The 25,498-nt window shown below is 43.6% G+C and carries 25 protein-coding genes; 10 read left to right on the top strand and 15 right to left on the bottom strand.

Going from position 1 to position 25,498, the window contains the following annotated elements; translation table 11 throughout:
- Nucleotides 1-44: 44 nt before the first annotated feature.
- The 3 genes from malF to AWH66_RS22875 all read left to right on the top strand — a co-directional run bounded on the left by malF (nt 45) and on the right by AWH66_RS22875 (nt 3,836).
- Nucleotides 45-1,616: a maltose ABC transporter permease MalF gene (malF, locus tag AWH66_RS22885; protein ID WP_063603307.1), complete on the top strand. Its 1,572-nt coding sequence runs from the start codon at nt 45-47 to the stop codon at nt 1,614-1,616.
- 11 nt (nt 1,617-1,627) lie between these two features.
- Complete coding sequence (malG, locus tag AWH66_RS22880; protein ID WP_063603308.1) at nt 1,628-2,518, top strand: maltose ABC transporter permease MalG; 891 nt, start codon at nt 1,628-1,630, stop codon at nt 2,516-2,518.
- Nucleotides 2,519-2,912: 394 nt separating this feature from the next.
- Nucleotides 2,913-3,836 carry a cation efflux transmembrane domain-containing protein gene (locus AWH66_RS22875; RefSeq protein WP_063603309.1) on the top strand — a complete coding sequence of 308 codons (924 nt, stop codon included), beginning with the start codon at nt 2,913-2,915 and terminating at the stop codon, nt 3,834-3,836.
- Here AWH66_RS22875 and AWH66_RS22870 read toward each other — a convergent pair.
- Entirely contained in the window at nt 3,817-4,065 is a 249-nt protein-coding gene (locus AWH66_RS22870) for a hypothetical protein (protein ID WP_006069029.1), read from the bottom strand. The genes AWH66_RS22875 and AWH66_RS22870 overlap by 20 nt on opposite strands.
- Nucleotides 4,066-4,164: 99 nt before the next feature.
- On the bottom strand, nt 4,165-5,058 hold the full coding sequence (locus AWH66_RS22865; RefSeq protein WP_063603721.1) for a LysR family transcriptional regulator: 894 nt from the start codon (nt 5,056-5,058) through the stop codon (nt 4,165-4,167).
- A 124-nt stretch (nt 5,059-5,182) separates the two neighbouring features.
- Here AWH66_RS22865 and AWH66_RS22860 point away from each other — a divergent pair, with 124 nt between their 5' ends.
- A complete protein-coding gene (locus AWH66_RS22860; protein ID WP_063603310.1) occupies nt 5,183-6,811 on the top strand; it encodes a glycoside hydrolase family 13 protein in 1,629 nt (542 codons plus the stop codon).
- A 76-nt stretch (nt 6,812-6,887) separates the two neighbouring features.
- On the opposite strand, the gene AWH66_RS26030 is transcribed toward AWH66_RS22860, so the two are convergent.
- The 6 genes from AWH66_RS26030 to AWH66_RS22835 all read right to left on the bottom strand — a co-directional run bounded on the left by AWH66_RS26030 (nt 6,888) and on the right by AWH66_RS22835 (nt 12,873).
- Nucleotides 6,888-7,046: a hypothetical protein gene (locus tag AWH66_RS26030; RefSeq protein ID WP_156020507.1), complete on the bottom strand. Its 159-nt coding sequence runs from the start codon at nt 7,044-7,046 to the stop codon at nt 6,888-6,890.
- A 335-nt stretch (nt 7,047-7,381) separates the two neighbouring features.
- Nucleotides 7,382-7,807 carry a phosphate-starvation-inducible protein PsiE gene (locus AWH66_RS22855; RefSeq protein WP_063603311.1) on the bottom strand — a complete coding sequence of 142 codons (426 nt, stop codon included), beginning with the start codon at nt 7,805-7,807 and terminating at the stop codon, nt 7,382-7,384.
- Nucleotides 7,808-8,019: 212 nt separating this feature from the next.
- Nucleotides 8,020-9,195: a maltose/maltodextrin ABC transporter substrate-binding protein MalE gene (gene malE / locus AWH66_RS22850; RefSeq protein ID WP_063603312.1), complete on the bottom strand. Its 1,176-nt coding sequence runs from the start codon at nt 9,193-9,195 to the stop codon at nt 8,020-8,022.
- A gap of 190 nt (nt 9,196-9,385) precedes the next feature.
- Nucleotides 9,386-11,176 (bottom strand): alpha-amylase family protein, encoded by a 1,791-nt coding sequence (locus AWH66_RS22845; RefSeq protein ID WP_063603313.1) that lies wholly within the window; start codon nt 11,174-11,176, stop codon nt 9,386-9,388.
- A gap of 208 nt (nt 11,177-11,384) precedes the next feature.
- Nucleotides 11,385-11,870: an acyl-CoA thioesterase gene (locus AWH66_RS22840; protein WP_063603314.1), complete on the bottom strand. Its 486-nt coding sequence runs from the start codon at nt 11,868-11,870 to the stop codon at nt 11,385-11,387.
- 88 nt (nt 11,871-11,958) lie between these two features.
- Nucleotides 11,959-12,873 carry a DMT family transporter gene (locus AWH66_RS22835; protein ID WP_063603315.1) on the bottom strand — a complete coding sequence of 305 codons (915 nt, stop codon included), beginning with the start codon at nt 12,871-12,873 and terminating at the stop codon, nt 11,959-11,961.
- 99 nt (nt 12,874-12,972) lie between these two features.
- On the opposite strand from AWH66_RS22835, the gene AWH66_RS22830 reads away from it, so the two are divergent.
- Nucleotides 12,973-13,767: an AraC family transcriptional regulator gene (locus AWH66_RS22830; protein WP_063603316.1), complete on the top strand. Its 795-nt coding sequence runs from the start codon at nt 12,973-12,975 to the stop codon at nt 13,765-13,767.
- Nucleotides 13,768-13,836: 69 nt separating this feature from the next.
- On the opposite strand, the gene AWH66_RS22825 is transcribed toward AWH66_RS22830, so the two are convergent.
- The 4 genes from AWH66_RS22825 to AWH66_RS22810 form a co-directional block, all read right to left on the bottom strand.
- Complete coding sequence (locus tag AWH66_RS22825) at nt 13,837-14,793, bottom strand: LacI family DNA-binding transcriptional regulator (RefSeq protein WP_063603317.1); 957 nt, start codon at nt 14,791-14,793, stop codon at nt 13,837-13,839.
- Between the two features lie 299 nt (nt 14,794-15,092).
- The gene (gene chbA, locus AWH66_RS22820; protein ID WP_006069019.1) at nt 15,093-15,410 is read right to left on the bottom strand and encodes a PTS N,N'-diacetylchitobiose transporter subunit IIA; all 318 of its coding nucleotides are present in this window, start codon (nt 15,408-15,410) and stop codon (nt 15,093-15,095) included.
- Nucleotides 15,411-15,516: 106 nt separating this feature from the next.
- The gene (locus AWH66_RS22815; protein ID WP_006069018.1) at nt 15,517-16,845 is read right to left on the bottom strand and encodes a PTS sugar transporter subunit IIC; all 1,329 of its coding nucleotides are present in this window, start codon (nt 16,843-16,845) and stop codon (nt 15,517-15,519) included.
- An 82-nt stretch (nt 16,846-16,927) separates the two neighbouring features.
- Nucleotides 16,928-17,233 (bottom strand): PTS sugar transporter subunit IIB, encoded by a 306-nt coding sequence (locus AWH66_RS22810; protein ID WP_006069017.1) that lies wholly within the window; start codon nt 17,231-17,233, stop codon nt 16,928-16,930.
- 366 nt (nt 17,234-17,599) lie between these two features.
- Between AWH66_RS22810 and AWH66_RS22805 the strand changes: the two genes are divergently transcribed.
- The 5 genes from AWH66_RS22805 (at nt 17,600) to AWH66_RS22785 (ending at nt 22,058) form a co-directional block, all read left to right on the top strand.
- A complete protein-coding gene (locus AWH66_RS22805) occupies nt 17,600-18,922 on the top strand; it encodes a PTS sugar transporter subunit IIC (protein WP_038221529.1) in 1,323 nt (440 codons plus the stop codon).
- An 89-nt stretch (nt 18,923-19,011) separates the two neighbouring features.
- Nucleotides 19,012-19,917 carry a DMT family transporter gene (locus tag AWH66_RS22800; RefSeq protein ID WP_063603318.1) on the top strand — a complete coding sequence of 302 codons (906 nt, stop codon included), beginning with the start codon at nt 19,012-19,014 and terminating at the stop codon, nt 19,915-19,917.
- Nucleotides 19,918-19,919: 2 nt separating this feature from the next.
- Nucleotides 19,920-20,438: a MerR family transcriptional regulator gene (locus AWH66_RS22795; RefSeq protein WP_063603319.1), complete on the top strand. Its 519-nt coding sequence runs from the start codon at nt 19,920-19,922 to the stop codon at nt 20,436-20,438.
- Nucleotides 20,439-20,536: 98 nt separating this feature from the next.
- The gene (locus tag AWH66_RS22790; RefSeq protein ID WP_143081562.1) at nt 20,537-21,313 is read left to right on the top strand and encodes a CSS-motif domain-containing protein; all 777 of its coding nucleotides are present in this window, start codon (nt 20,537-20,539) and stop codon (nt 21,311-21,313) included.
- The gene (locus tag AWH66_RS22785; protein WP_167360983.1) at nt 21,255-22,058 is read left to right on the top strand and encodes a hypothetical protein; all 804 of its coding nucleotides are present in this window, start codon (nt 21,255-21,257) and stop codon (nt 22,056-22,058) included. The genes AWH66_RS22790 and AWH66_RS22785 overlap by 59 nt, the downstream gene beginning before the upstream one ends.
- Nucleotides 22,059-22,069: 11 nt before the next feature.
- Here AWH66_RS22785 and AWH66_RS22780 read toward each other — a convergent pair whose 3' ends face one another.
- The 3 genes from AWH66_RS22780 to AWH66_RS22770 all read right to left on the bottom strand — a co-directional run bounded on the left by AWH66_RS22780 (nt 22,070) and on the right by AWH66_RS22770 (nt 25,263).
- Nucleotides 22,070-22,972, bottom strand: a complete 903-nt coding sequence (locus AWH66_RS22780; RefSeq protein WP_063603322.1) for a DMT family transporter — start codon at nt 22,970-22,972, stop codon at nt 22,070-22,072.
- Nucleotides 22,973-23,080: 108 nt separating this feature from the next.
- Nucleotides 23,081-23,704 carry a 3'-5' exonuclease gene (locus AWH66_RS22775; RefSeq protein ID WP_063603323.1) on the bottom strand — a complete coding sequence of 208 codons (624 nt, stop codon included), beginning with the start codon at nt 23,702-23,704 and terminating at the stop codon, nt 23,081-23,083.
- Between the two features lie 128 nt (nt 23,705-23,832).
- Entirely contained in the window at nt 23,833-25,263 is a 1,431-nt protein-coding gene (locus AWH66_RS22770; RefSeq protein WP_063603324.1) for a sodium-dependent transporter, read from the bottom strand.
- Nucleotides 25,264-25,498 lie beyond the last annotated feature (235 nt).

Genomic DNA, 25,498 nt, shown 5'->3' with positions numbered 1-25,498 from the left:
CCTCCTTCTTTTCTATTTTTGTATTATCGCTAGCAGGTCCTTTTATGCAGTCAGTTCAAGGTACAGATGCCATGTCAGCAACAACCGCTACAGTTCCAAGCAGCAAGAAAGTATTCATTAAGTGGGGACTTCTTGGCTCAGTTGGACTAGTGAACGGTTACGCGACCATTCTTATGTATTCACGCGGTGAGCTTGCTTTTGCAATGCTTACTGTGATCTTAACCGCTCTGGCACTCTATATTTTCGGCAGTAAGAAAACTTACGCTCACCGCTATATCTATCCAGGTATTGCGGGCATGATTCTCTTTATTCTTTTCCCATTAGCGTATACCGTCGGACTCGCTTTCACTAACTACAGTGCGAAAAACCAACTCTCTTTGGATAGGGCACAAAGTGTCTTAATGCAGCGCACATTCCAAAGCGGTGAAAGCTTCTCTTTTGATTTGTATAAAACGGATAATGGCCATCGTATTTACGTTAAAGACGGTGATCAGCTGCTTGTTACGCCTGAGTTCGATATCTCAAGCCCTAAAGCAGAATATGACCTTTCTGAAGCTCAGTCTCCGTCGGGTGAAAAAGAGAAAATTAAGGCGATTATTCAAAACCGTTCTGCGCTAAATACTATCGATCTTCACATGCCAGATGGCGCTGATATCAGAATGAGTGGCCTACGTAAGTTCGCGTCGGTACAACCGTTGTTTAGCAAAATTGAGGGCTCTGACGATCTTCTGAACAACAAGACGGGTGAGACATTCCGTCCGAATATGGAAGTTGGTTTCTATCAGCCTATTGATGCGAATGGAGAGTTTACTGGCAATACGGTTTCTCCGGGTTTCATCGTTGATATTGGTACGCACAACTTTGAGCGTGTTTGGAAAGACGATGGTATTAAAGAGCCGTTTATTAGCATCTTTATTTGGACGGTTGTGTTCTCAGTACTGACTGTGATCTTTACTTTGGTCATCGGTATGGTGTTGGCTAGTGTGGTTCAGTGGGAGGAACTGAAAGGACGTGCGGTGTATCGCGTACTGCTTATTCTTCCATATGCGGTCCCAGCGTTTATCTCAATCCTTATCTTTAAAGGTCTATTCAACCAAAGCTTTGGTGAAATCAACATGGTGTTACAGAGCCTATTTGGTATTAGTCCAAGCTGGTTCTCTGACCCAATTCTGGCGAAAACCATGGTGTTGATTGTTAACACTTGGCTTGGTTTCCCTTACATGATGATCCTATGTATGGGTCTACTAAAAGCGATTCCAGATGATTTGTATGAAGCATCGGCGATTGATGGAGCAAACTTCATCCATAACTTTACACGCGTTACGTTGCCATTGATGATCAAACCATTAACGCCGCTTTTGATTGCAAGTTTTGCTTTCAACTTCAACAACTTCGTAATGATTCAGCTATTGACTCAAGGTGGTCCAAACATGATTGGTACCTCTGAGCCAGCGGGTTATACCGACCTATTAGTAAGCTATACCTACCGTATCGCGTTTGAAGGTTCGGGCGGTCAAGACTTCGGTCTAGCAAGTGCGATTGCAACGCTTATCTTCCTATTGGTTGGCGCGTTAGCTCTACTCAACTTACGTTTCACTAAACTTGAGCAAGATTAAGGAATATCACGATGGCAATGGTACAAGGTAAATCATTAAAATACCGAGTGTGGGCAACCCATATTGCGCTTTGGGTGTTCCTATCACTTATCATCTTCCCACTGTTGATGGTAATCGCAATCTCTTTCCGCGAAGGTAACTTTGCGACAGGCAGTCTGATTCCAGAAAATCCATCGCTAGAGCACTGGAAACTGGCGCTAGGGTTCTCTGTGACCAATGCAGATGGTTCGGTGACACCGCCGCCATTCCCAGTACTAACATGGCTGTGGAACTCGGTGAAAGTAGCAGGCATCTCATCGATTTTGATTGTGGCTCTGTCAACAACATCAGCTTACGCTTTTGCACGTATGCGTTTCCCTGGAAAGAGCACCATTCTTAAAGCGATGATGATCTTCCAAATGTTCCCAGCTGTACTGGCGTTGGTTGCACTATATGCACTATTCGACAAACTTGGTCAGTACATTCCTTTCTTAGGATTGAACACGCATGGTGGTCTTATCTTCTCGTACTTAGGCGGTATTGCACTGCACGTATGGACGATCAAAGGCTATTTTGAAACGATTGATAACTCTTTAGAAGAAGCCGCTGCACTAGATGGTGCGACTCCTTGGCAGGCGTTCCGCTTAGTACTATTGCCACTGTCTGTGCCAATTCTAGCGGTAGTCTTTATCCTGTCGTTTATCGGGGTCGTAGGTGAAGTACCAGTAGCGTCATTACTGCTTTCTGATGTAAACTCATACACATTAGCGGTTGGTATGCAGCAATATCTGTACCCTCAGAATTATTTATGGGGCGACTTCGCGGCAGCGGCGGTATTGTCAGCATTACCTATCACAATCGTATTCTTACTTGCGCAGCGCTGGTTAGTGGGTGGCCTCACAGCTGGCGGTGTTAAAGGATAATAACGATAAGGGTGACCGCAAGGTCACCCGTTTTTCTATCTTGTTTGACACTCAATTGGTTTGGCCGCCGACAAGTCAGATAAGATCACTGGTGTTACGTATAGCTGGCTGTTACCAGGATTCCTTACTATCACGAATAACAGTTTCTTGTAACCGATGCCCGAGCTTAGTCTCGGGCGTTTTCTTTTCTAGCTTTCAATTCTTTTCGTTCATCAAATTGTGACCTAATAGGAATAGCCGTACATCCGTTCATTACCTATTGTTATTATTGACAATTAATGCTGTTAAAAGCAGCAGTTGGCTTGCGTTGTCGTAGGCAGTCTGTGTTTGGTGTGTTATAAGTTTTAACAGACCTGAAATAGGTAGTCAGTTTGTCTGAAAAAGGGAGAATCAGATGACAAGAATCACGGAATCGAAAGCCTTAATTTATTCAGCTGTTGGGGCAGGCCTGTTAGCGCTGTGGGGCGGTCTAATGGCAATGATTTCTGGCTCAAGTGCCATTTTGCTTGATGCCTCGTTTAACCTATTGTCAGCGGTGGTGTCTTTCGCTTCTCTGCGCATTGCGAAGTTGACTGAATCTGGTACGTCACGAAACTACCCCATGGGTTTCTTCGCCTTTGAGCCACTTATTGTAGTCATCAAAGGCATTACTATATTAATACTTATCGCATTCGCGGTCGGTAGTAATATTCCGGTTATCCTTGCAGGAGGCCGCGAGCCAGCACTGAGTTTAATGGCAATTTACGTCTTTCCTGCCGTGGCGTTGTGTGCTTTTCTCTATTGGATTTGTCACCTAGGACACAAACAGTCAAACTCCGACATTCTTAAGGCAGAAAAGAACGCTTGGTTTATCAATGGAATCATTTCGGGGGCTATTGGGGTAGCACTGATTCTAGTGATGTTGATACAAGGGACATCGTTTGGATGGGTGGCGCGCTATATCGACCAAATTCTAGTTGTGCTATTTAGTTTGGCCTTCATCAGTGACCCAATCAAACTTATCAAAAATGGCATGCGTGAACTCACCTTAGCCATGCCTCCGATAGAGCACACTAAGCCTATTTATCGCGGTTTGAAAGGTTTAGCTCAGGAGTATGAGATTGAGATTGTCGATATCTTTATTGCTAAGCTTGGTCGAAAAACTTGGGTGTCTGTTTATGTGGATCCTAAGCGTGAGTCGATGACATTTAAGAGCTATGAGCGATTTGTTGATGATTTGAGGGCTAAAGTAGATAAGCCTTACAGCATGACCGAGGTAGACGTAATCCTTAAGCGCTCACCAACAGCAGCAAGTGAGGCTAACTTAGTTCACGACTAGAGGGTGCGCATCCCACGTACTGGAGCAGAACGTAAAGACTTTCTTGCTCCAGTGCGACTCGCTGTAACAAATCAGCAAAAACATCGTCGCCACCAAAGCACGCTTTAATGTAGTGATTGATCTCGTCTCTTTGATAACCTTCCACATACATCGTTCTGATCCATTGGTACTCGACAGATTTTAAGTTAGTAAGTGTTGTTTCACTTAACGTGATGTCGTTGAGGGTCAAGCCGAGCTCCTATCTCTTTTGGCATTAAAGTTTGGCGATTACATCAAACTTTAATGAAAGAAAAATGACAGTTGCGTGACTTGACAGTGAATTGACAAACTAGACTATTGATTCAACATTCTGTTTCAAAAGGTAAATTAGTTCGTTTACGCTGTTTTTATGTTCACCAAGCTTGGTATAAATCCCGATATTACCTACTTTTTGCCTATTAATATGGCAGGCTTTTAAACCTAAGCTTGATAACCACTGTTCCGCTCTGTGACTGTATGGCATAACTGCTTGAGTCATATGAAGCATGTCTATACTGGCTAATACCGAGTCTACATCGTAGACAACACGTTCTTCTAGAGAGCCATCATGAGGTAGGCCATTAGACAGCACGGATTGGTGTCGGGGGTGGTTCGGTGTCACTCGAAGCAATGGAAACTGATCTATCTCGTTTGGCTCTGCATTCGATTTCGCTAGCGGGTGTTGTTGTGATACGTAGGTTGCTTCGTAATCTTGGAAAAGAGGTTGGAAGGCGACACGGCAGTCGTCAGAGAGATCCAATACCTCATGACCTATAAATAAATCTATATCACCTCGTGTGAGGTGACTCAGTAGGGAGAGGTTGTTACCAAACTCGAGATGAAACGAATTTGCTGGGTTTAATGACTGATAATCCTTTACCGATTGACGTACAAATCGTTCCCACCATACTTCTCCAGTACCGATTTTTATCTTGCCGAACTGGCGTTGTTGCATGTCATTAAATTGATGTTTGAGAGAGAAGTATTGTTCCTGCTGTTCCTGCGCAAATGCCCGAAATTTCTGGCCATAAGGTGTGAGTTCAACACCTTTCGATAATCGATTAAATAGAGGTGCACCCATTTCGGATTCCAATTTTTTTATCGCGGATGTCAAAGACGGTTGACTGATAAATAGTTCGTCAGAGGCTCGTTTGATGTTGCCATGCTTTGCGACTGCTAAGAAGTACTTTAGCGATTTGTTGATAGCCATATTGCGCACCAAGGTGTTATATAAAAATTCTATATGATTATACGTATATTCTATTTTCTTTCCTATTGAGCAATGCGTAGAGTGATGGAATAAATTAAGCCTATTGAAGGAATTGAACATGGAAAAAAGATGGTGGCATAACTCCGTTGTCTATCAGATTTACCCGCGCAGCTTCTGTGACTCCAACGGTGATGGAATTGGAGATCTAAACGGTATTCGTTCCAAACTAGACTATTTAACTGAACTAGGTGTGGATGTGATTTGGTTATCGCCTGTCTATCAATCTCCAATGGACGATAATGGTTATGATATTTCAGACTATCAAGCAATCGCACCCGAGTTCGGGACAATGGAAGACATGGATGCCTTACTAGCGGAAGCCAAAGAAAGAGGCATCAAAATCGTCATGGATTTGGTTGTAAATCATACCTCTGACGAGCACGAATGGTTTAAACGCGCTTGCGAGTCGAAAACGTCGCCTTATCGAGATTATTATGTTTGGCGAGATGCTCAGCCGGACGGCAGCGCACCAAGTGATATGGGCTCAATTTTTGGTGGTAGTGCTTGGGAGTGGCACGAGCCCACACAGCAATATTACTTACATTTGTTCTCAAAAAAACAGCCGGATTTAAACTGGGAAAACCCTAAAGTACATGATGAAGTTCATAAAATGATGAACTGGTGGATCGATAGGGGGATTGGAGGTTTCCGATTAGACGTCATTGATTTAATTGGCAAAGAAATTGATAACGGTATTACGGGTAATGGGCCACGCCTACACCCTCTACTTAAACAGATGAACAGTGCCACATTTGGCAACAAAGATTTGCTAACGGTAGGAGAAACTTGGGACGCAACGCCGGAAATCGCCAAGCTTTACAGCGCGGAAGACCGCGAAGAGCTATCGATGGTGTTCCAGTTTGAACATATTACCTTGACTTGGACGAATGGTGACAAGTGGAAGCCTGCGCCGTTAGATCTAAAGGCATTCAAACAGGTTCTGACTAAGTGGCAATTGGAGCTTAAAGAGACAGGTTGGAATTCGCTGTTTTGGAATAATCATGATTTACCACGTGCTGTGTCTAAATATGGAAACGACGGCCAGTATCGAGTGAAATCGGCCAAAATGTTAGCGACAGTATTACATTGCTTAAAGGGCACGCCTTACATCTATCAAGGCGAAGAGATTGGTATGACGAATGTGAAGTTCGACAATCTTGAGCAATATAAAGATATTGAAACGCTCAACTTTTACAAGGTAAGAACCGAAGCAGGTGTGAGTCATGAAGAGATGATGGCGGCGTTGGCTGAAAACAGTCGCGACAATGCTCGTACACCAATGCAATGGTCAAATGAAGCCAATGCAGGATTCTCTACTGCTGAACCTTGGATCGAGGTCAATCCGAACTACACAGCCGTGAATGCTAAGCTTGATAGAGCCTCGAACGAATCAATCTATGAGTATTACAAAGCACTTATTGGTCTTCGTCGTGAGTTTGAGGCGGTGGTTTACGGCGACTTTATTCCTTTACTCGAAGAACATGACAAGGTATTCGCTTACCTACGTCGACATGGAGAGCAAACCTTACTTGTGGTTGCAAACTTTAGTGATGAGAGTGTTGATGTCGATTTAGGCATTGAGGCTCCAACTCAGTGTACAGAGTTATTGTCAAACGCAAGCATTGATTTCTCAGATTTTAGTTGCCTGACTTTAAAACCTTATGATGCAGCAGTACTGCGCCTATAGAGCTGGGGGGTTAAAATGAAACCAAAAAGGCGAGAACTTAAGTTCTCGCCTTTTTGGTTTCAATTGGCTAATCCACTTAGTAAGGCTGATTGTTCTCGCTGTCGCGCTCTCTATCCACGTCTAATTCGTAAGAGTATGGGTCATAGGCGCAATCGCCGATATCATTCCTAGGACACACATGTTCAGTGTTTCTCTCTACCATTGGGGTGTTACACATAGGGCAAGTACGATCCATTTTCTATCTCCTATATTCACCTGACGTGATGTTGTGAAGCCTATACCGTTACTCAAAAAAGACAAACGTCTTCCGTTTTTACGTCGAATAATCTAGAAAGATCTTTTCTCGACCTCTAATGGTATAGACAGCTATATAGATGAATTCAATGGCACTTTTATGAATGACTTGGAGAGTGTGATCCTGCGTTAACAATTACAAAAACGTACAGAGCTCTGTTACATCGATATTAGTTTGAATTTAAGGGGCTTTTTCCCAAATTGCGATGAAAAAGCCCAAATCAGTCGGAAATAGGTTGAAATATTTGCTAACAGTAATCACTTGGTTTCGCGGAATTACTCATCTGGCTGATTGGTTTTGTCGTCCACGTAAGGCCAATAATGATGACCAACTCGAATAAGTATGGTCGCTGCTGCCAAAACAAATGCAGCAAGAGACAGCCAAACGATAGGGATAGCATCCAACTCTTTCATTCCCAGCGTGATATAACGGGCGATTGCCATCATGGCAATGTAGATAGGATAACGTACTGGGATTTTACCATTCATCACAAACTGTTGGACCATCGCCAGCACTTCCAAATAGATGAACATTAGCAGAATATCAGTCAGCAGAACGCGGCGTTCGGTGAAGACGTGCATGAACTCTTCAATCATCGCAAACAGCGTAGCGAGCGTGATTGCAACCAACAAGACAGCTTCAAGAATATGAAAGACTTTTAAGAAGGGTTTACTGAATGATTTTGGTAAATGGGAAGGCATGAAATTTCTTCGATAATAACTGGTTAAGATCTACCTTAGCATAGATGCGGTGAACTCGCGTAGTTCTATAATTGGTAACAGTCAGATATAAAAGCGATTATCGTGAAACGCGCTGAGTTGATGAGCGGTGAAATATATCAGTGGAAAGGCAAGGCGATCAAAAAAGCCCGCTTTTTTACGACGGGCTTGACCTACGATCAAAACAGTAATAACTATCTTAGAATTTGTTTCTCTGCGGTTGTGAGTGCATCTTCAACCGTTTGGCGTCCGTTAAGTGCATTTTCAATCGCTGCACCCTCTGAAATCCAATACGTCATCATTTGTGGGATGGCTGGCATAATCTCACCGTTTTCGGCATTGAGCATAGTGGACTTAATGCGGGCATCCGATTCTAGAGAATTCTGAAATGTCTTAAGTGTCACAGCACCAAGCGGTTTGTCGTTATTTATCGTTTTAAGAGCTTCATCGGTAAACAGGTAGTTTTCGATAAACTCAACCGCTAAATCCTCATTTGGACTAGCTGAACTGATACCGGCACTCAGAATGCCAACAAATGGATTGGATTTATTGCCATCTAGAGTAGGGAATGTCGCAACACCGTAATTTAAGCCTGCTTTATCTAAGTTGCCCCATGACCACGGTCCATTAATGGTCATTGCCACATCGCCTTTCGCGAATGCAGATTCAGCATTCGCATAATCCATTCCTGGGTCGACAATGCCTTTCTTTTTCATATCAAGCAGGAAGGCGAGGTTTTTGCGAGCTTGTTCGCTGTTAATACCAACGTCTGCTGCGTCGTGACCATTTTCAGTTTTCTTAAATGAGTAGCTTCCTGCTGAGACGATAGGCCATGTGAAATACGCATTTTTCACATCCCACATGATGGTTTGTTTTCCTTGCGCCTTCATGTTCGCTTGGATAGCAGGGAGCTCTTCCCATGTTCTTGGCGGCTCTGGCAACAAGTCTTTGTTATAAATGAGAGATATCGCTTCGATGGCAAGAGGGTAGCCAATTAACTTACCGTTATAATTAACGGCATCCCAACTGAAATCGACCAGTTTTTCTTGAAACTCTTTGCTTGGTTTTACTTCACGTAGTAAGCCTGCTTCTGCATAGCCACCAAAGCGGTCGTGAGCCCAGAAAATAATGTCAGGACCATCGCCAGTTGCCGCAACTTGTTGAAAGCGAGACTCTAATGACTCTGGAAACTGAACGCTAACTTTAACGCCAGTATCTTCTTCGAACTGACGACCAACTTCTGCTAAGCCTTCATAGCCTTTGTCACTGTTGATCCAAATTAGCAGTTCACCTTCAGTCACTGCGAATGCTGGTGTTGCCATTAACGTCGCTAGTGCGATAGCGGACAAGGATGTTTTTAGATTTTTCATTGTTACGATCCTGACTATTTGTAATGGCATTAGAATAAACCTAATCTCAGTAGCACAAAAATAGGCATTTTGATGTGTGGTATAGTTTTTATCTATTCCATGGCGATTAAATGTGATTTGAGTGGTTGCAAATAAAAAAGCTCCAACGCGAAGGTTGGAGCTTATGCACTTTTGTGTTTGGGTCTCAAAATTACCCAATGTCTACGAGCTGCAAAATATGTGATGTGAGTGGTTTTAATGGCTGTGCAATATGTCCTTCACCGTCTTTAACTTCAACCTCAAACTGAACATTTGAGTTTAATAAATCCTGATAGACATAATGTCCATCAGCCAGCGTCAATGTAGTAACTACCTCAGCAGGTAGTGCGATGGGCTGTGTAGTACTGCGCGTTGAATCGAAGTTTAGCAGGATAAGCGCATGTTCTTTGTGAGTGTATCGAGCATAACCGTAAAGTTTGTTAGCTAAACTGCCGTGCGCTTTATCTTCATCCGTTCTTAATGGTTGCATATCTCCTGTTAAGGCAGGGCAGGTCAGCGCTATGTTCATTAGTCTTTGATAAAAATGACGCAGCGCCAATTCATCCGAAGACGATTGTCCTCCATCAAATTCGCCGCCATTCATCCATCGCTGGTGGCTTGGAACACCAATATAGTCAAAGATAGAGGTTCGAGTTGGCTGCCCAAAACCGGCCTTCTCTGCACCGGCTTCTCCCACTTCTTGACCAAAATAGATCATCGTAGGCGCATTACTAATCGTCGCAGAGAGCACCATGGCAGGCAGAGCTGCCTGGGCATTGGAAGCAAACTCGCTGCAAGGTATACGCTGCTCGTCGTGATTGTCTAAGAAGTGAAGCATGTGGGGTTCTATATCGTTCAGTTCTTCTTGAATTCGAGTGATGTTTTGAGTATCGCCGCGCCCCTGAATGATATCCTTCAAGGCGTCGTAAAGGTCTACTTTGTCGTAGAGCGCATCCATCTTGCCTAGCTGAATATAATCTCGATATAAATGCGGTTGGTACACTTCTGCAACTAAAAAGGCATCTGGATTCACCTCTTTGATTGATGAATTCATAAAGCTCCAGAATTCTACGGGCACCATTTCGGCCATATCATATCTAAATCCATCGACACCCTGTGATAGCCAGTAAAGTGCGATATCACGGAATTTTATCCATGAGTTTGGTACGTGCTTATCTTGCCAAAACTCAAAATGTGCTTGGCATGATTTGTGGCGATAAGCTTGTGGTAGTTCCGGAAAGTCTTTGCTGCCATCGGGTTGAACGCCGTAGTTTATTTTTACGGTTTCATACCAATCGTCAGCATTGGGTTTGGCAAGTCGAGACCCATTCCCGGTCCACTTAGCGGGAAGCTCTTTATATGGCTCACTTAGCAGAGTATGCTCTTCACCGCCAAGTGGTTGAAGGCATTGTGGAATATCGGGAAGTTGGAAGGCTTGATCAGGTATATAGTAGAAGTTGTTATCAACCGCGTATTCTACGTTCACGTCATCATCAGCTCCAAAATCACGAGTACCAGCTGGATTATTTAAACCTTGGTAGTGTCTCGCCACGTGATTGGGCACAATATCGATAATAACCTTCAAGCCAGCGCTATGTGTTCTTTGGATCAAAGACTGAAACTCTTGATTACGTTTGCTAGGGTCATCGGCTAGATCAGGATCAACCGAGTAATAGTCCTTTACTGCGTAGGGAGAGCCAGCCCTACCTTTTACAACAGTAGGATGGTCGTTTGAAATACCAAACTCAGTGTAGTCAGCGACTAATGCATGATGCGGTATACCTGTGTACCAAACATGGGTCATGCCGAGATCTCGGATTGAGTTAAGCGCTGTTGGGGTGATATCGCTGAATTTACCCACGCCATTTTCTTCGATAGTTCCCCATGGTTTGTTATTTGAGTTTTTGTTGCCATAGAGTCTTGTGAAAATTTGATAAAGATGGATTTTAGTTTTTTGGTTCATACTCATCTCACAGTCAACGTAGAGGTCTGGATATAGAAAAAATCTATTATATAATTGGAGTGTAGAGTAAGGGTGAGTCAAAAAACTCATCCTTTTAGGTTTAAAATAGGGGCGTAGATGTGAGTTGTGTGACGAATGCAGACAATGGCTAGCACATTATCTGCATTCGTTAAAACGACTTGTTGGACTATTGGATGTTACGGGCACGCTATTTTAGATATTTAACGTGCGCTTCCATCTCTTCGCCGATCTCTTTGCGCATATTCATCAGTTTGATGGCGGACTCGCGTAGCTTGATATCTTCGTCGGTTGTAGGAATCCACTCAGGAACTGAAGTCGGTTTTCCATCTTCATCTACGGCGACCATGATGACGATACAGTGTGTGGTGAGACGATTTTTAAGTTCTTTGGGATCGCTTGCTTGTACATCAATGGCGATGTGCATTGAAGACCGTCCTGTGTAAATGACTTTAGCGCTGACTTCCACAAGGTTACCGACGTGAATCGGTTGAACAAATCGAATTCCGCCAGCATAAGCGGTGATACAGTATTTACCACTCCAAGCTGCCGAACAGGCATAAGCGGCCAAGTCGATCCATTTCATAACCGCACCACCGTGCACTTTCCCGCCAAAGTTTACATCACCAGGTTCAGCAAGAAAACGAAGGGTGATATCTCTTTTGCCACCACTCATTTGAACATGTCCTTATTGTTATTTGGGCTTCGCTGAGTATGACAAAATTGTTAACAGTAGGCTACAGAGATTGTGTAACCGCAGGAGATTATTGCTTATCTATGGTCAAGTTTTGTTCCACCGTGTCAGTTGCCGATTTACGGCGTTTCACTTTCACTTGAGATAGAATTACCCCAGATATCACCATTAAACCACCAATGACGTGGAATTGAGTAATGGTTTCGCCCAATAGTGCTGCGGCGAGCGCAACTGCAATGACAGGTAACAAGTTCATAAACATTGCGCTGTTGTCTGCTCCAATTAGGTCAATCGCTTTAACCCAACATAGTGGTGCAATCAAAGAAGCTAATAAACCTGCGTAGGCGATTAATGGTAGGGATGCTGATGTTGGCATAATCGTCTCGCTAGTAAGCAAGAGAGGAAATAGCATAATGACGGCAAACACGCCTTGAGTATAAATTAGCATCCAGCTAGATAACTGCATTTTCCATCGTTTCAACAGTACGCAGTATGTGGCGTAAACGAAAGCGGCGAGAACCATGAGTGCGTCACCCTGAGCCACGGTTTGATGCATGAAGAAAGCGACGTCGCCTTGACCTAGCATGAAGGCAAGTCCTGCTAAAGAAATCACTCCGCCAGCAATACTAAGCATGGAGATTTTTTTACCAAGCAAAGGGACAGACATGAACACGCTGATAAGCGGCACTAAAGAAGTGATCAGCGCCATGTTGGAAGCAGAGGTTGTCAATGCTGCGTAGTAGCCTAACGATTGGTTAAGCACCATTCCAAGTAGCGCAAGAAAAGCAAGCTTACCGCTGTTGCGACGAATCTCTGGCCAGTAGCGTTTTAACTTTGGCAAGCAAAACGGAGTCATGACCAACATAGCTAGAGCCCAGCGATAAAAACTCATCGCGCTTGGTTCGATAGTCGACGCGGCGATCTTATTAACAATGGCATTCCCACCCCAGATGAGTACGGTTAGGAAAGGTAGTAAATAAACCATTGTGAGCCTCGTCGCGTTTTGTGAATTGATGTATAGTGTGACAGGTCGTTATAATTATAAATATCTCCATTCAGACATTAAGCGCGATAGGAAGACAAGTTGAAAAAAAAGTCACGCAACCTCCATCCTTCTCTTTCTATTGATAAAATGCCGTCGGACGTTTTCATGAATTTCGACGCGTTTCTTTCCAATACTGAGACGAGAGTTCATTGCCACCCTTGGGGGCAGATTCAGTTGATAAGTGGTGGCATATTGGAAATGGAGGCGCAAGATACGCGCTTTCTCGCGCCGCCTCATCTTGCCATTTGGGTACCGGCGGGAGTGATGCATTGCAGTTACAACCGCAAACCATTGGAGTACTGCTCTCTCAATATTGCCCATCAGCTGACGTCGACCTTCCCCGAAAAGACCAGCCTAATTAAGGTGACGCCGATTGTTTCGTCGATTATTGAGGATTTTCGCCATCGAAGTATAAATGTGGCCGAGTCCGAAAAAGACAAACGATTAGTACAGGTGCTTTTAGATCAGCTAAGTGACCAACAAGAACAGCATCACTTTTTGCCCTCCAGCAATAACAAATATTTAGCACCGATATTGGCGGCGATTGAGGAAGAACCTACTAACGATATTAGCTTGAATGAATGGGCGAGTAGGGTACATACAACTGAGAGAACGCTCGCTCGTTATTGTCAAAGCGAACTAGGAATGAGCTTTACAGAATGGCGTTTGAGGGTACGTTATCTATATTCAATGGATTTACTACGAGGAGGGCACTCTGTAAAGGAAGTGGCTTTTACCCTCGGCTACAATCAAGCAAGCCCTTTTATCGCGATGTTCAAGAAATACTCAGGTCAAACGCCAGAGCAATACAAAAACAAGTTATTGCAAAGTTGATTGAAGATTGTGGTGAAGTAGAACTAAAAAAGGAATATGTCACACACTCCTTTTTCTAAATTACTTGTACTAGCTGCGATTAGTGACGGAATCTCGCGTGACAAGGCGGCCAGTGATAAGCGGTTTTGGAGTCATTGGTTTATCATCTAAAATGGCGTCCAATTGCTCCATGGCAAAATCAACGATTTGCTGTGATGGGTAGCTAATGCAGGTCAGAGGCGGATTTAGTTGACTCGCCAGTTGAGAGTCTTCTAACGAGACGATGGATACCTCTTGTGGCGTTGCCAAGTTAAAATCTCTAAAGAGGTTCATGGCTACCGCAGCTTGGCTATCGCGCATTACAACCAATGCCGTAAATGGATGATAGCTGTTAAGTAAAGACATGATAGCTTGTTCACTGTTGCCATTAGCAGTCACAATCAGTTGACGATTAACGGGCATTGCAGAGTTTTGCAATGAGGTCTTATAGCCCTCAATGACCTGATTTGAGGCGTAACTTTCATCGTCTACGACAATGGCGATGCTCGAATGGCCTTTACTAGATAGGAAACGACAAGCGCTTTCTGAAGCAAATTTATAATCATAGCCAATAGATTGAGATGCATCCGCCAAACTGTCTATGGCAATAATGTTGTCGTTCTTTAACTCTTCGACCGTTCCACCCAGAGAAATAATTGCATCACAATGTCTTTGGTTTAGATCTTCGACGATACGTACTTGTTCAGCAGGCGTTTCGGCAAACTGTACAAGCATGTGTTTACCTTTGGCTTTCAGCGATTTCGCTAATAACGGGAGATAGGTAGACACTTGGCCGGCATCCGTTGAAGAAAGAATAACACCGATGTAATCAGAGCGCTGATTGGCCAGTGTTTGCGCCGCAGCATTTGGGCGGTAATTGAGTTCTTCTGCAGCACGCAGAACGGCTTCACGACTCTCGGGCTTAACACCGCGACTACCACTCATCACGCGCGAAACCGTGGCTTTCGACACGTTTGCTAGCAAAGATACGTCTGTGATAGTAGCCATGAAAACAACCTTATTTCATTTGCAGGGTTTCTGAAGTTGGGAAACCGTTTCCCAAAATTTCCAATATTGTACTCTTTTACTGGTACGTAGCTCAAGCTTGATGAAGGTAGAAGTGTATTATAAAACCGAGGAAAACAAGTAAAAGCAGTAAGTTGTTGAAAAAAGCAGCTCCCAAAAGGGTAGGAGCACATGAGAGCTGCTTCGACCAATTTTAAAAGATGCTCCTATACAACACCTTCCCTCTGACTCGTTCCCTGCATGGTCGACAACTATGAAAAAAGTAAAATGGGTTTACTTGCTTATTTCGCGGTGCGCTTGTGTAGTTCGATCATTTCAGCGACGAGTTCTTTTGCTAGCATAGATGTCATTAAGTGGTCTTGTGCATGAACCATCACCAAAGTCATCTTCATTTTTCCCGTACCTTCATCCGCTTCGATAAGCTGTGTTTGAACAAGATGTGCTTGGTTTGCAAATTCTTGTGCTTCTTTCATCAGGCCTTCTGCTTCTTCAAACTCGCCGTTTTTAGCATGACGAAGTGCTTCGTAACATAGGCTGCGCGATTGACCAGCGTTGATGATGATGCCCATTACTTGTTCTTCTAAATCCATTGGTTCCATTTTGTACCTCTTAATTCTTAATGGTTCTATCTCAAAGATAGGTGTCGCCCCATGCTTATCCCCAACTAAGACTGAGGGGCGACATTTAATTTATGTAATTTGGGGTTTAAGCCGTTACAGGTTGACCTGCAGCTTCTTGTTGTTTCTTCTCTTCCGCAGCTTCTTGCTCAAGAAGTTGCTTTTCGTATGCTTTCAGGAATGGCAGGTACATCATTGCTGACATAGCCATACAGATGAAGCACATGATGACAGGACTGAATGCCCAGTTAGCTGCCCATGAAGCACCGATAGGACCTGGAGTTGTCCAAGGTGTTAGAGAAACAACGCGCTCAACTAATCCCCAATCAAGAGCAAACCAACCTAATGTTGCGTTAACCATAGGAACCAAAATGAATGGTAGGAAGAACACAGGGTTCATGATGATTGGTGCACCGAATAGGATAGGTTCGTTAATGTTGAACATACCTGGAACTGCACCCATTTTACCGATAGTACGAAGGTGAACGGCTTTACTACGTAGTAGTAGGAAAGCAAGTGGAAGAGTAGAGCCTACACCACCAATTAGTAGGTAGTGATCCCAGAAACCTTGAACAAAGATATGTGGGATAGCTTCGCCAGCCGCCATTGCCGCTTGGTTTACTGAAAGGTTAGCCATCCAGAATGGGTTCATGATACCAGTAACGATTAACGCGCCGTGGATGCCTGCGAACCAAAGGATTTGACACACTAGTACTGCAAGAAGTACTGCTGGTAGCGTATCTGAAGCTGATACTAGAGGCTGTACTAGTGCCATGATTGCTTCAGGAATGATCATGCCAGTTTGTGCTTCAATGAAAAGATTCAATGGATGCAAGGTCATGATGATGGCTAATACTGGGATTAGGATTTCGAATGAACGAGCAACACCTGTTGGTACTTCTGGTGGAAGTTTAATAGTGATGTTGTTGCGCTTTAGGTAAGCATATACTTCAGTTGAGTACAGCGCCGTAATAATCGCGGTAAAGATACCTTGGCCTGAGAAGTACTGCATAGAAAGCATGCCGTCTTGTACTGGCGCAGCAACTAAAAGGAAGCTCATCAATGAAAGTAGGCCCGTTGTAACAGGATCTAAATCGTGATGACGTGCCAAGCTTGATGCGATGCCCACAGATATGAATATCGTCATGATGCCCATACTTAGGTTGAACGGCAGCATGAGTTGTTCACGGTAAGTATCAGAAAAATCTAGCCATGCTCGTGCGAATCCCCATGTTGTTTCCGCTGAAAACGGAGGGAATATAAACACCAACATGAATGAACCAACAATCATAAAAGGTAGTGCCGCGATAAAACCGTCGCGGATAGAAGTGATGTATTTTTGTTGGCCAATTTTACCAGCAATAGGAGTCACCTTTTGCTCGATAACGTTGACCATTTTGTCGTACATAGCGCCCATGTCGTAGATCTCGTTTGGATATTAAAGAATAAGAAAGCTCGGTGTCGAAATGTGACTACAGGGGGGACACCGAGCCAGAAAACTAGCCGATTAGTTCTAGAGCGAAATCAAGAACCTTGTCGCCTTTCTGCATGCCGTAATCCATCATGTTGATTGGCTCAACTTTGATGCCGTGTGCATCCGCTTTCTTTTGGAAATCTGCTTGCATGTATTTAACTTGAGGGCCAAGTAGAACCACTTCGTAGTTGCCGACTTGCACATCAAATTCACTTGCGCCGAACGCTTTAATTTCAGCCGCGATACCACGTTCTTGAGCTGACGCTTCCATCTTTTTCACAAGAAGAGAAGTAGACATACCAGCAGAGCAGCAAAGCATAATTTTTTTCATTTTTAGTTCTCCAGAATCTTGAATTCCTTTTTACTATGCCGTTCTGGAAATCATTTGGAAACCGGTTTCCAAATGATTTCCATTTAAGTGTGAAAACGATCACTAGAAAATCTCCGTAAGGTGGATTTTTCGTGACTCAGTTAACGAACTATCGGTGGTCTGGAAACAGCATGTGAAACAAAACTATGCTGACCTTAAAACGTTATGAACATCTGAAATGACGGGGAGGGTTAGAGCTGATTTTCAATGTATTTACGGCGACCAAGAGTCGAAAAGTGTGCTGAAGTCATCAGATTTGGATGCGAAGTTTCCGCACTATTGAGTATTAGGTTATTCTTGCCAGGATCTCGACACTCGGTAACTAAGATGAACCACTCTGTAATGAGACTGTTTGCCAATCAGGTAGAGCAGTTCATGAACCCCATTGCTAAATTGCTTATGCGTAGTCAGCATTTGATGGCAATGCGTGATGGTTTCCAGTTGGCGATGCCGTTTATTTTTGTCGGATGCATGTTTGTCCCGATTATTTTCCCTCCGTTTGCCAACCCAGAGTCATGGATGTCAGTCGCTTGGCTGAACATGTCTTACACCTTAAGACCTATTCTATTGCCTACCTATCAATTAACTCTTGGAGTTGTTGGGCTCATTGTGTCGTTTGGTGTCTCAGCAAGTTTGGCAAAAAGTTATCAACTACCTGAACGACTCTCGGGATTGACGGGTTGTATGGCCTTTCTGATGTTGGCTGGTTTCTATCTGAATGGACAGGAGGACGTCAGATATCTCGGCGGGTCTGGATTATTTACTGCGCTAATCGCGAGTATTTACTCTATTGAAGTGGTTAGGTTGTTTATTCGAAAAGGGTGGTATATCAAGATGCCTGAAGATGTGCCCATCCTTACGATTCAAAGCTTCAAACTGATGATCCCAATATTCGTGGTGCTCAGTACCATTTCAACCTTTAACGTTGCGTTGGAAGCTCAGTTTGGTGTGCATTTTCCTCAGTTGATTGAAGAGCTTTTTAGGCCCTTAGTGCTTGCGTCAGACAGTTTAGTTGCTGTACTGGTATCAATTTTAATTTGTCAGTTGCTGTGGTTTATGGGTATCCATGGAGCATTAATCATAACCGGGATTATGAATCCATTTTGGATGTCGAACCTCCTCGAAAACCAAACGGCATTAGAAGCTGGTGAGGCGGTGCTACCGCATATCTATCTGCCTGCTTTTTGGGACTTTTTTTTGTTAGTGGGCGGCGTTGGTTCAACCTTGCCATTGGTTTATTTGGCGATTAAGAGTCGGTCAAATCAATTGAAGTCGGTTGGTAAAGTGGGCGCTATTCCAGCGATATTTAATATCAACGAACCGATTCTTTTTGGCTTCCCAATCATTATGAATCCCTTGTTCCTAGTGCCGTTTGTAATGGTGCCTATGATCAATGCCACCTTGGCGTGGTTTCTCACCTCAGCAGAGATATTGGACCGAGTGGTATTGATGATTCCTTGGTCAGTACCAGCGCCAATAGGAGCAGCGTGGGCAGCAAATGGTAGCGTGGTGAATGCTCTTATGGTCGGCTTCGCTATGCTTAACTCGTATTTTATCTATCTACCATTTTTCAAGGCACATGAAAAAATCTTGGTAGAGCAAGAAGCGGAGCGCGCTGAAAGAATGCAGCGCCGCAGAGAAGTACAATAGTTCTAATGTTAAGTTCTTTCAGCGACTAGATTGACCCGTCTACTGGTATAGGGTTTAGGCTTCGTGCTCTTATTAGTAAGAGGGCGCTCATGTCTATAAATCTTCCCACTCAATCATGCTGGCACAAGGTTACAACTCAATGGTCTCCGACGACGAAGGGCATCACATTAGCGTTGGTGTCTACGGCACTTTTTACCGCTGTTGGCGTTATCGTTCGTCTACTCAGTGAATCGATAGGTGTGTTTCAAATTCTATTGTTTCGCCAGTTAGTGTTTTTGGTATTGCTCATGCCAGCTATTGTTATTAACTTTGCCAGTTTAAGGCAACCAACCCATTTGAAACTGCATACGTTTCGAATTCTAGGAGCATTTACTGCTCTCTCTATTGGCTTTGTCGTGGTGAGCGCAATCCCGCTAGCGAATGCGACCGCACTTAGTTTCACACAAGTATTGTTTGTTGCCTTACTCGCGAGGCTATTTCTACGTGAAACGCTTTCTATGAGCCGCATATTGACGCTGATATTAGGATTTGCCGGAGTCATGTTGATCGTACAACCTAGTTTTGATGATACGTCGCTGGGTTATATAGTTTTAGGTATAGTGGCGTCGATGGGAGCGGCGATTGCTGCGATATGTGTCCGACGGATTGCGCAACTTGAATCTAAACTCGCTCTTTTGGCATACCAAGCGTTGTTCGTGGGTCTTTTGGCGTTGGTTCCGTCCACGTTAGATTGGGTATGGCCAAGTTGGAATGAGTTACTGCTTTTGGTTAGTGTCGGTGTTATTTCATCAATCGCTCAATGGTTTGGCGTGAGCGCTTATAAATATGGCGCGGCGAATGTGGTTTCCAATGTCGAATACGTGAAAATTATTTACGCTATGGGTATTGGTTATCTACTATTTGCAGAAACACCAAACCAACTAGCAATGATCGGTGTGGTTCTGCTCTTTCTGAGCATATGTGTTCCAAAATTGTTCACGAATAGGAATAAGTAAAAATGTTAACCGTTACTCAGCTAGCGCGAGAATGTAATATATCGAGAACTACTATCCTCTACTACGAACGCGCAGGTCTTTTATTTCCTGCTTATCGTTCAGGCAATGGGTACCGCTGGTATGGAGAGAAACAGGTCTCAAGGCTTAAGAGTATCCTCGCATATCGCTCTTTCGGGCTACCAATTCAAGAAATAAGTTCTTTGCTCGATAGGCAAGGAGATCAAATACAAGAGCAGACCTTGAGAGACCAGTTCAATGCACTAGAAAGAGAAATAGAGGCATTGCGAAGCCAACAGAAAGCGATTCTCACTGCGCTAGAAGAGCCTAATTTGTTGGAGACCAATTCCATGAATAAAGCACAGTGGGTTGAGATTATGAAACACTCCGGTTTTAACGAAGAAGATATGGCGAATTGGCATCGACAGTTTGAAAAAATGCAGCCAGATGCGCACCAAGAATTCCTAGAATCTCTGAATATTAGTTGTGAGGAGATAGAAGAAATTCGCAAAAATTCTCGGTAGTTGAGAAAACTGAAGACACAATATTGAGTTGAGATAAAGAAACTGGCATTTATCGAGTGTTATGATTTCTTGTCTTAATATTCTCCCTGTTGATACTTATGGTAACCAGACGGACTTGGCAGAACCTTTCTCTGATTTTTCTCTACACCTTGCTCATCGGTTGCGTCTATCAAATGATGACCTTTCGAGAGGAGTTGAGTTGTGATGCTGAACAAGTTGTTGGTCGAATCGACGAACACCTATCCAAGATAGAGTCTGAGTTACGTGCTATACCCATTGCTGAAACCTGCACTTCTGACGTTCAAACTGCGCTGGCTCACCATGTGTTTAATAGTACCGGGATACGGGGAGTTGTGATTGCTAATACAGTAAACGATGACCCTAATTACTGCAGCAATTTTGGTGCTCACGAACGGCTTATTGATGAAGCATTTTGGGATGCAAGACAAGAAGGGGACGTAATCTTTGCTCGTCTTCATGTGACAGAGTTTCGTCGTGACCTCTCGTTCGCTCTGGCCGTTTATCGTGGTGACCAAATTGTGATTGGTACCATTAACCCCAGGGTTATCCTAGGATGGTGGATTGAACCGTATAATAATGACGCGCGTATCACCATGTCTTTCCCTGAGTCATCTAATGTCTTGTTAGACCGCAACCAAAGTGCTTTTTCCGGAAAGGAATTATCTACCTCATTAGCTTCTGAGCGTTATCCGTTTGCAATCAAAGTGACTAAGACTATGGGCTTGCTGACCAACAGAATTAAAACTTTCTTCATACGTTTATCTGTACTCGGGTTTATCGTCTTTGGTGCGGTTTTTGCCGTTGATATCTATTCAAGACTACGTAGCGACCAAGATGCCTATGAACACCTATAACTTCCCATGGGCAAAGACAGCTTCCGTGTTGATCCTTGCGTTGCTTCTCAGTGGTGGTTTAGCTTATTTACATATCTTAAATGAGATAAAAGCAAGCGCTCAGACCTCGGTACTCAGTGTCGATAAACGCATTGATGAAGTCGTCTCGGTCATCAGAAAAGTGCCCTACGATGAATCATGTCCAGACTCATTGATGCACGACTATGCCAACCTAGCTTACGAAAATGAACGAATTCGAGCAGTCGGGTATATCCGTGAGTCTGATGATGGTGCTTTTGTATGTAGTATGTTTGGCAAGACCTCGTTGCATCAAAAGTATTGGCGTGGCGAATCAAATACCGATGTATTCATCGGTTGGTCGTTGTTAACCAGTTATTTTCCGGAAACATCGTTGGTTGTTGATATCGATGATGGTGATAAACGGTTCTTTGCTTACGTGAATCCACGACGCCTAGTAGGGTATTGGTTGGAGCCAACACTGCCTTACGCTAACTACGCCTTTAAGTTGGATGGCGACCTTAACTCCACTTACTCTAGGAATCCGGTTGAGCTTGATGTCAATGAGATGGAGTTTGAGGTTAGTTCTTCACGTTATTCATATTCAATAATCGTTTATTCGGCTTATCATACCTTGATAAAACGTATTTTGATCTATTGGTTACGTTCAATTATCGCAGTTGCCATTCTATGGTCTTCGGTTTGGTTGCTAAACCAGTCGTTTCGGGATAACCGAAGCCAAGCCTAGCAACCTTAATTCTAGCGAGAGCGTAAGAAAGGCAATCGCAGATTTTTCCCAAAGACATTGATTAGCGCACCTAAAACAATGAGTGCACCGCCTAAGTAAGTCCATATCGATGGCAGCTCGTTAAACAGAACAAGACCTAGCAATATCGAGAACACTATTTGAATGTAGGAATAAGCGGATGCTTTACCTGCTGCTTGTGTCTGCATTGCCTTAGTCAACCCAAGTTGTCCTAATTGGGTGAAGATCCCTACGAGTATGAGCATCACCGTAAGGTGCATATCGGGTATCACAAAGTCGTCACCGATGAGTAATAGCGATAAAGGGAGGGCAACGAGAGGAAAGTAAAAAATAATGACCGAACTATCTTCAGTTTGGCTTAATTTTCTGACAATAACGTAAGCTATAGAGCTCCCTAAGGCGCCAAGTAAGGCCACACCAACACTGAATAAGGGTAAATGTTCAGTACTGTTAGCGCCCAATGTAGGACTGACCATGGTGTATAGACCTAACAAGCTCAGCAAAATACATATAAAGGTCGAAAATTGCACACGCTCTTTCAAGAATAAGAAGGCAAGCAGCGCAGTAAAAACAGGGTGAATGTACTGTAATATTGTTGCTTCAGCTAATGGTAGGGTCGTCACGGCATAGTAGACACAAATTAAGGCAAGCGATCCCATAACACCACGAGCAAACAGCAGCTTTTTGTTGTTGCCCCATATCGAGATACCTTTCCTTTTTACATCAATATAGCTGAGTATCAGTGAGACAAGGGCACGAGCTGCCACAATCTCAAAGACAGGTATTCCATAAGTACTGACGTATTTTACTGATGCCGACATCAAGGCGAAGCCAAGTGCAGAGAGCACCATATAGCGCACACCAACGGGTACTAACTGGTCAAAGCTTGAATTCATTTGAGACTCTGGTTAATAAAAATGACGTTAACGTAATACATAACACAGTGAGAAGCATTTCACACTACGATCTGATTTTTATATAGAAAATGACCGATGTCTAAACAATTACACAGCTTGTTTTGTTAGGAACTGAGCTATCGATGCTTTCGGTTGTTTGGATAGCTTTTGCATTAAAGCAAAACTAGGATCATTGATCTGGAATCTCTCAGTCAATGAATCAACGAGGAGTAACCATAGTGATGCTGTCACTTCTGCATCGGCTAAAGCACGGTGAAAGACGCCATCATTAGCAATATTGTGATAAGCCACTAAGTCACCGAGTTTATGCGAGTGAGTTTCTTGATTTAAACGTCTCGAGACTAGAAGAGAACAGGCAAATCCTCCAGTATAACTTTCGTTGATAAGTTCTAACTCTGCATCCAGAAATCGCTTATCGAACGAAGCGTTGTGAGCCACGAGATTACTATTCTGTATGAATGTCGAAAACTCACCCATCACGTCTTTACAGCTTGGCGCGTTAGCCAGCATCGCATTACTGATGCCAGTGTAATTTTCGATGAATCCACTGACACGAAATCCCGGATTCATGAGGGATTGAAACCTATCGACTACGGTTCCGTTTTCTAGCTTAACTGCACCAATTTCAATAGCTCTGTCGCCTTGATTTGGTGAAAGACCAGTGGTCTCAAAGTCGAGTACCACGACAGATTTGGCAGATGAAAGCATCATTATAATCTCGTTATTTAGGTAGGGCGCAAAGTCTAACGTGAAGTAGCAGGAAGGGGAACATCAAACAGGGAGAGTTAAACAAAAAAAGAGGAATCCTAGGATTCCTCTTTTTCAATAGGGTTTAAGTCTTACAGTTTCTTCGAAAGAATACCTGTTAGAGCAATGATCCCGATACCCATCAACATGATTGGACCTTTGCCACTGTCGAAGCCGCTTGAGATTCCCGCAAATGCAACGATTGCTACCGCTACAGGGATAACGAATTTAACTAGGTTGTACCAAAGACCGAATAGTGGGAATTTCACTTCACCGTCGTTAGTGATTTCCTTCTCAAGTTCTTCACGGCTTAGTCTCCAACCTGCGAAGATACACACCAACATACCGCCAACAGCTAGGAAGATCTTATCTGTCATCAGGTCGAAGATGTCGAATGCACCAGTGTCAAACAATGTTGGACCAACGCCACCTAGAGATAGAGAAGCAAAGATACATAGTACCGCCATTACTGCAGCTGCAGAGAGTACCGCTGTAGTACGCTTGAAGCCTTTCTCATCGATTAGGTAAGATACAACTACTTCTAGTAGAGATACCGAAGACGTTAGCGCTGCAACCGTTAGGCCTACGAAGAATAGCAGTGCGAAGATTAGACCAACACCGCCCATTTCTGCGAATAGCTGAGGTACAACAACGAAGACTAGACCTGGACCAGCAGCTGGTTCCATACCTAGAGCAAACATTGCAGGGAACATTGCGATACCCGCTAGGATTGCAACACCCGTGTCCATTGCCGTAACCATACCTGTAGTTTGAACAAGGTTTTCTTTCTTCTTCAAGTAGCTACCGTATGTAATCATACAGCCCATACCTAAACTTAGAGAGAAGAATGCTTGGCCAAGTGCTGCAAGTACAACGCCACTGTCTACTTTAGAGAAGTCAGGGCTGAATAGGAATTCAACGCCAGCCATCGCGCCAGGTAGAGACAAGCCTTTTACTGAAACGATAATTAGAATCAGGAATAGGATTGGCATTAGGATTTTACCTGCTTTCTCGATACCGCCAGAAATGCCACGGCTAACGATGATGATGTTCATCAGAAGGTAAATACCCATCCACATAAGCGGCTGAATTGGGTTAGTGATGAAACCGCCAAAACTATCGCCGATAGCTTCAGGGTTGCTAAGAAGACCAGTAGATACTTTTTGAACGTACGCTAGAGCCCAACCGCCTACAACAGGGTAGAACCCCATAATAAGTAGACCACTCAGTACGCCGATGACACCTACGAAAGTCCAACGACCGTCTGTCGACTTGAACGCACCTACTGCGCTACGGCCAGTCTTACGACCTACCGCAAACTCAGTTAGCATTACGCTAAAGCCAATGAAAATTACGAATGCAAGATAGATAACGATGAATGCACCACCGCCATTTTCGCCTGCTGTGTAAGGGAATTTCCAAATGTTACCAAGACCTACTGCTGAACCTGCAGCGGCCATTACGAAGCCTAGCTTCGAACCCCAATTGTCGCGGGGTGCTGTGTTTGTATTACTCGTTGCCACGATAACTCCGATAATCTGTTGTGTTTGTCCGTAACTTTGGCGCCGAAAAGTTTGTGTATTTATTTTTATACACTTTCTAAAATTTGTGGAGGCGCTTTATCAGTGACAAGTAAACCAGTTTATGATTGGAGTTGGAAGTCTAAAAAGTGTTTTTTTCTAACTTTTGTCATCAAATTGTTGTCAACTGCTGATTTTTTAAACGTTCGTCATTTTATTTTCTAAATTTTCTTGACTC

This window comes from Vibrio barjaei (genome assembly GCF_001639065.2).
In the GTDB taxonomy this organism is placed as follows: Bacteria; Pseudomonadota; Gammaproteobacteria; order Enterobacterales; family Vibrionaceae; genus Vibrio; species Vibrio barjaei.
The sequence above is the reverse complement of the archived record's forward strand: the minus strand, read 5'-3'. Positions and strand labels throughout refer to the sequence as shown.

What these genes read in the sequence shown, in the direction of transcription:
- AWH66_RS22875 (WP_063603309.1), top strand. Translation starts at nt 2,913, where the DNA reads ATGACAAGAATCACGGAATCGAAAGCCTTAATTTATTCAGCTGTTGGG.
- AWH66_RS22780 (WP_063603322.1), bottom strand. Translation starts at nt 22,972, where the DNA reads ATGAATTCAAGCTTTGACCAGTTAGTACCCGTTGGTGTGCGCTATATG.
- malE (WP_063603312.1), bottom strand. Translation starts at nt 9,195, where the DNA reads ATGAAAAATCTAAAAACATCCTTGTCCGCTATCGCACTAGCGACGTTA.
- AWH66_RS22815 (WP_006069018.1), bottom strand. Translation starts at nt 16,845, where the DNA reads ATGGGCGCTATGTACGACAAAATGGTCAACGTTATCGAGCAAAAGGTG.
- AWH66_RS22860 (WP_063603310.1), top strand. Translation starts at nt 5,183, where the DNA reads ATGGAAAAAAGATGGTGGCATAACTCCGTTGTCTATCAGATTTACCCG.
- AWH66_RS22845 (WP_063603313.1), bottom strand. Translation starts at nt 11,176, where the DNA reads ATGAACCAAAAAACTAAAATCCATCTTTATCAAATTTTCACAAGACTC.
- chbA (WP_006069019.1), bottom strand. Translation starts at nt 15,410, where the DNA reads ATGGAACCAATGGATTTAGAAGAACAAGTAATGGGCATCATCATCAAC.
- malG (WP_063603308.1), top strand. Translation starts at nt 1,628, where the DNA reads ATGGCAATGGTACAAGGTAAATCATTAAAATACCGAGTGTGGGCAACC.
- malF (WP_063603307.1), top strand. Translation starts at nt 45, where the DNA reads ATGCAGTCAGTTCAAGGTACAGATGCCATGTCAGCAACAACCGCTACA.
- AWH66_RS22805 (WP_038221529.1), top strand. Translation starts at nt 17,600, where the DNA reads ATGAACCACTCTGTAATGAGACTGTTTGCCAATCAGGTAGAGCAGTTC.
- AWH66_RS22810 (WP_006069017.1), bottom strand. Translation starts at nt 17,233, where the DNA reads ATGAAAAAAATTATGCTTTGCTGCTCTGCTGGTATGTCTACTTCTCTT.
- AWH66_RS22855 (WP_063603311.1), bottom strand. Translation starts at nt 7,807, where the DNA reads ATGCCTTCCCATTTACCAAAATCATTCAGTAAACCCTTCTTAAAAGTC.
- AWH66_RS22825 (WP_063603317.1), bottom strand. Translation starts at nt 14,793, where the DNA reads ATGGCTACTATCACAGACGTATCTTTGCTAGCAAACGTGTCGAAAGCC.
- AWH66_RS22800 (WP_063603318.1), top strand. Translation starts at nt 19,012, where the DNA reads ATGTCTATAAATCTTCCCACTCAATCATGCTGGCACAAGGTTACAACT.
- AWH66_RS22775 (WP_063603323.1), bottom strand. Translation starts at nt 23,704, where the DNA reads ATGATGCTTTCATCTGCCAAATCTGTCGTGGTACTCGACTTTGAGACC.
- AWH66_RS26030 (WP_156020507.1), bottom strand. Translation starts at nt 7,046, where the DNA reads ATGGATCGTACTTGCCCTATGTGTAACACCCCAATGGTAGAGAGAAAC.
- AWH66_RS22835 (WP_063603315.1), bottom strand. Translation starts at nt 12,873, where the DNA reads ATGGTTTATTTACTACCTTTCCTAACCGTACTCATCTGGGGTGGGAAT.
- AWH66_RS22795 (WP_063603319.1), top strand. Translation starts at nt 19,920, where the DNA reads ATGTTAACCGTTACTCAGCTAGCGCGAGAATGTAATATATCGAGAACT.
- AWH66_RS22840 (WP_063603314.1), bottom strand. Translation starts at nt 11,870, where the DNA reads ATGAGTGGTGGCAAAAGAGATATCACCCTTCGTTTTCTTGCTGAACCT.
- AWH66_RS22790 (WP_143081562.1), top strand. Translation starts at nt 20,537, where the DNA reads ATGGTAACCAGACGGACTTGGCAGAACCTTTCTCTGATTTTTCTCTAC.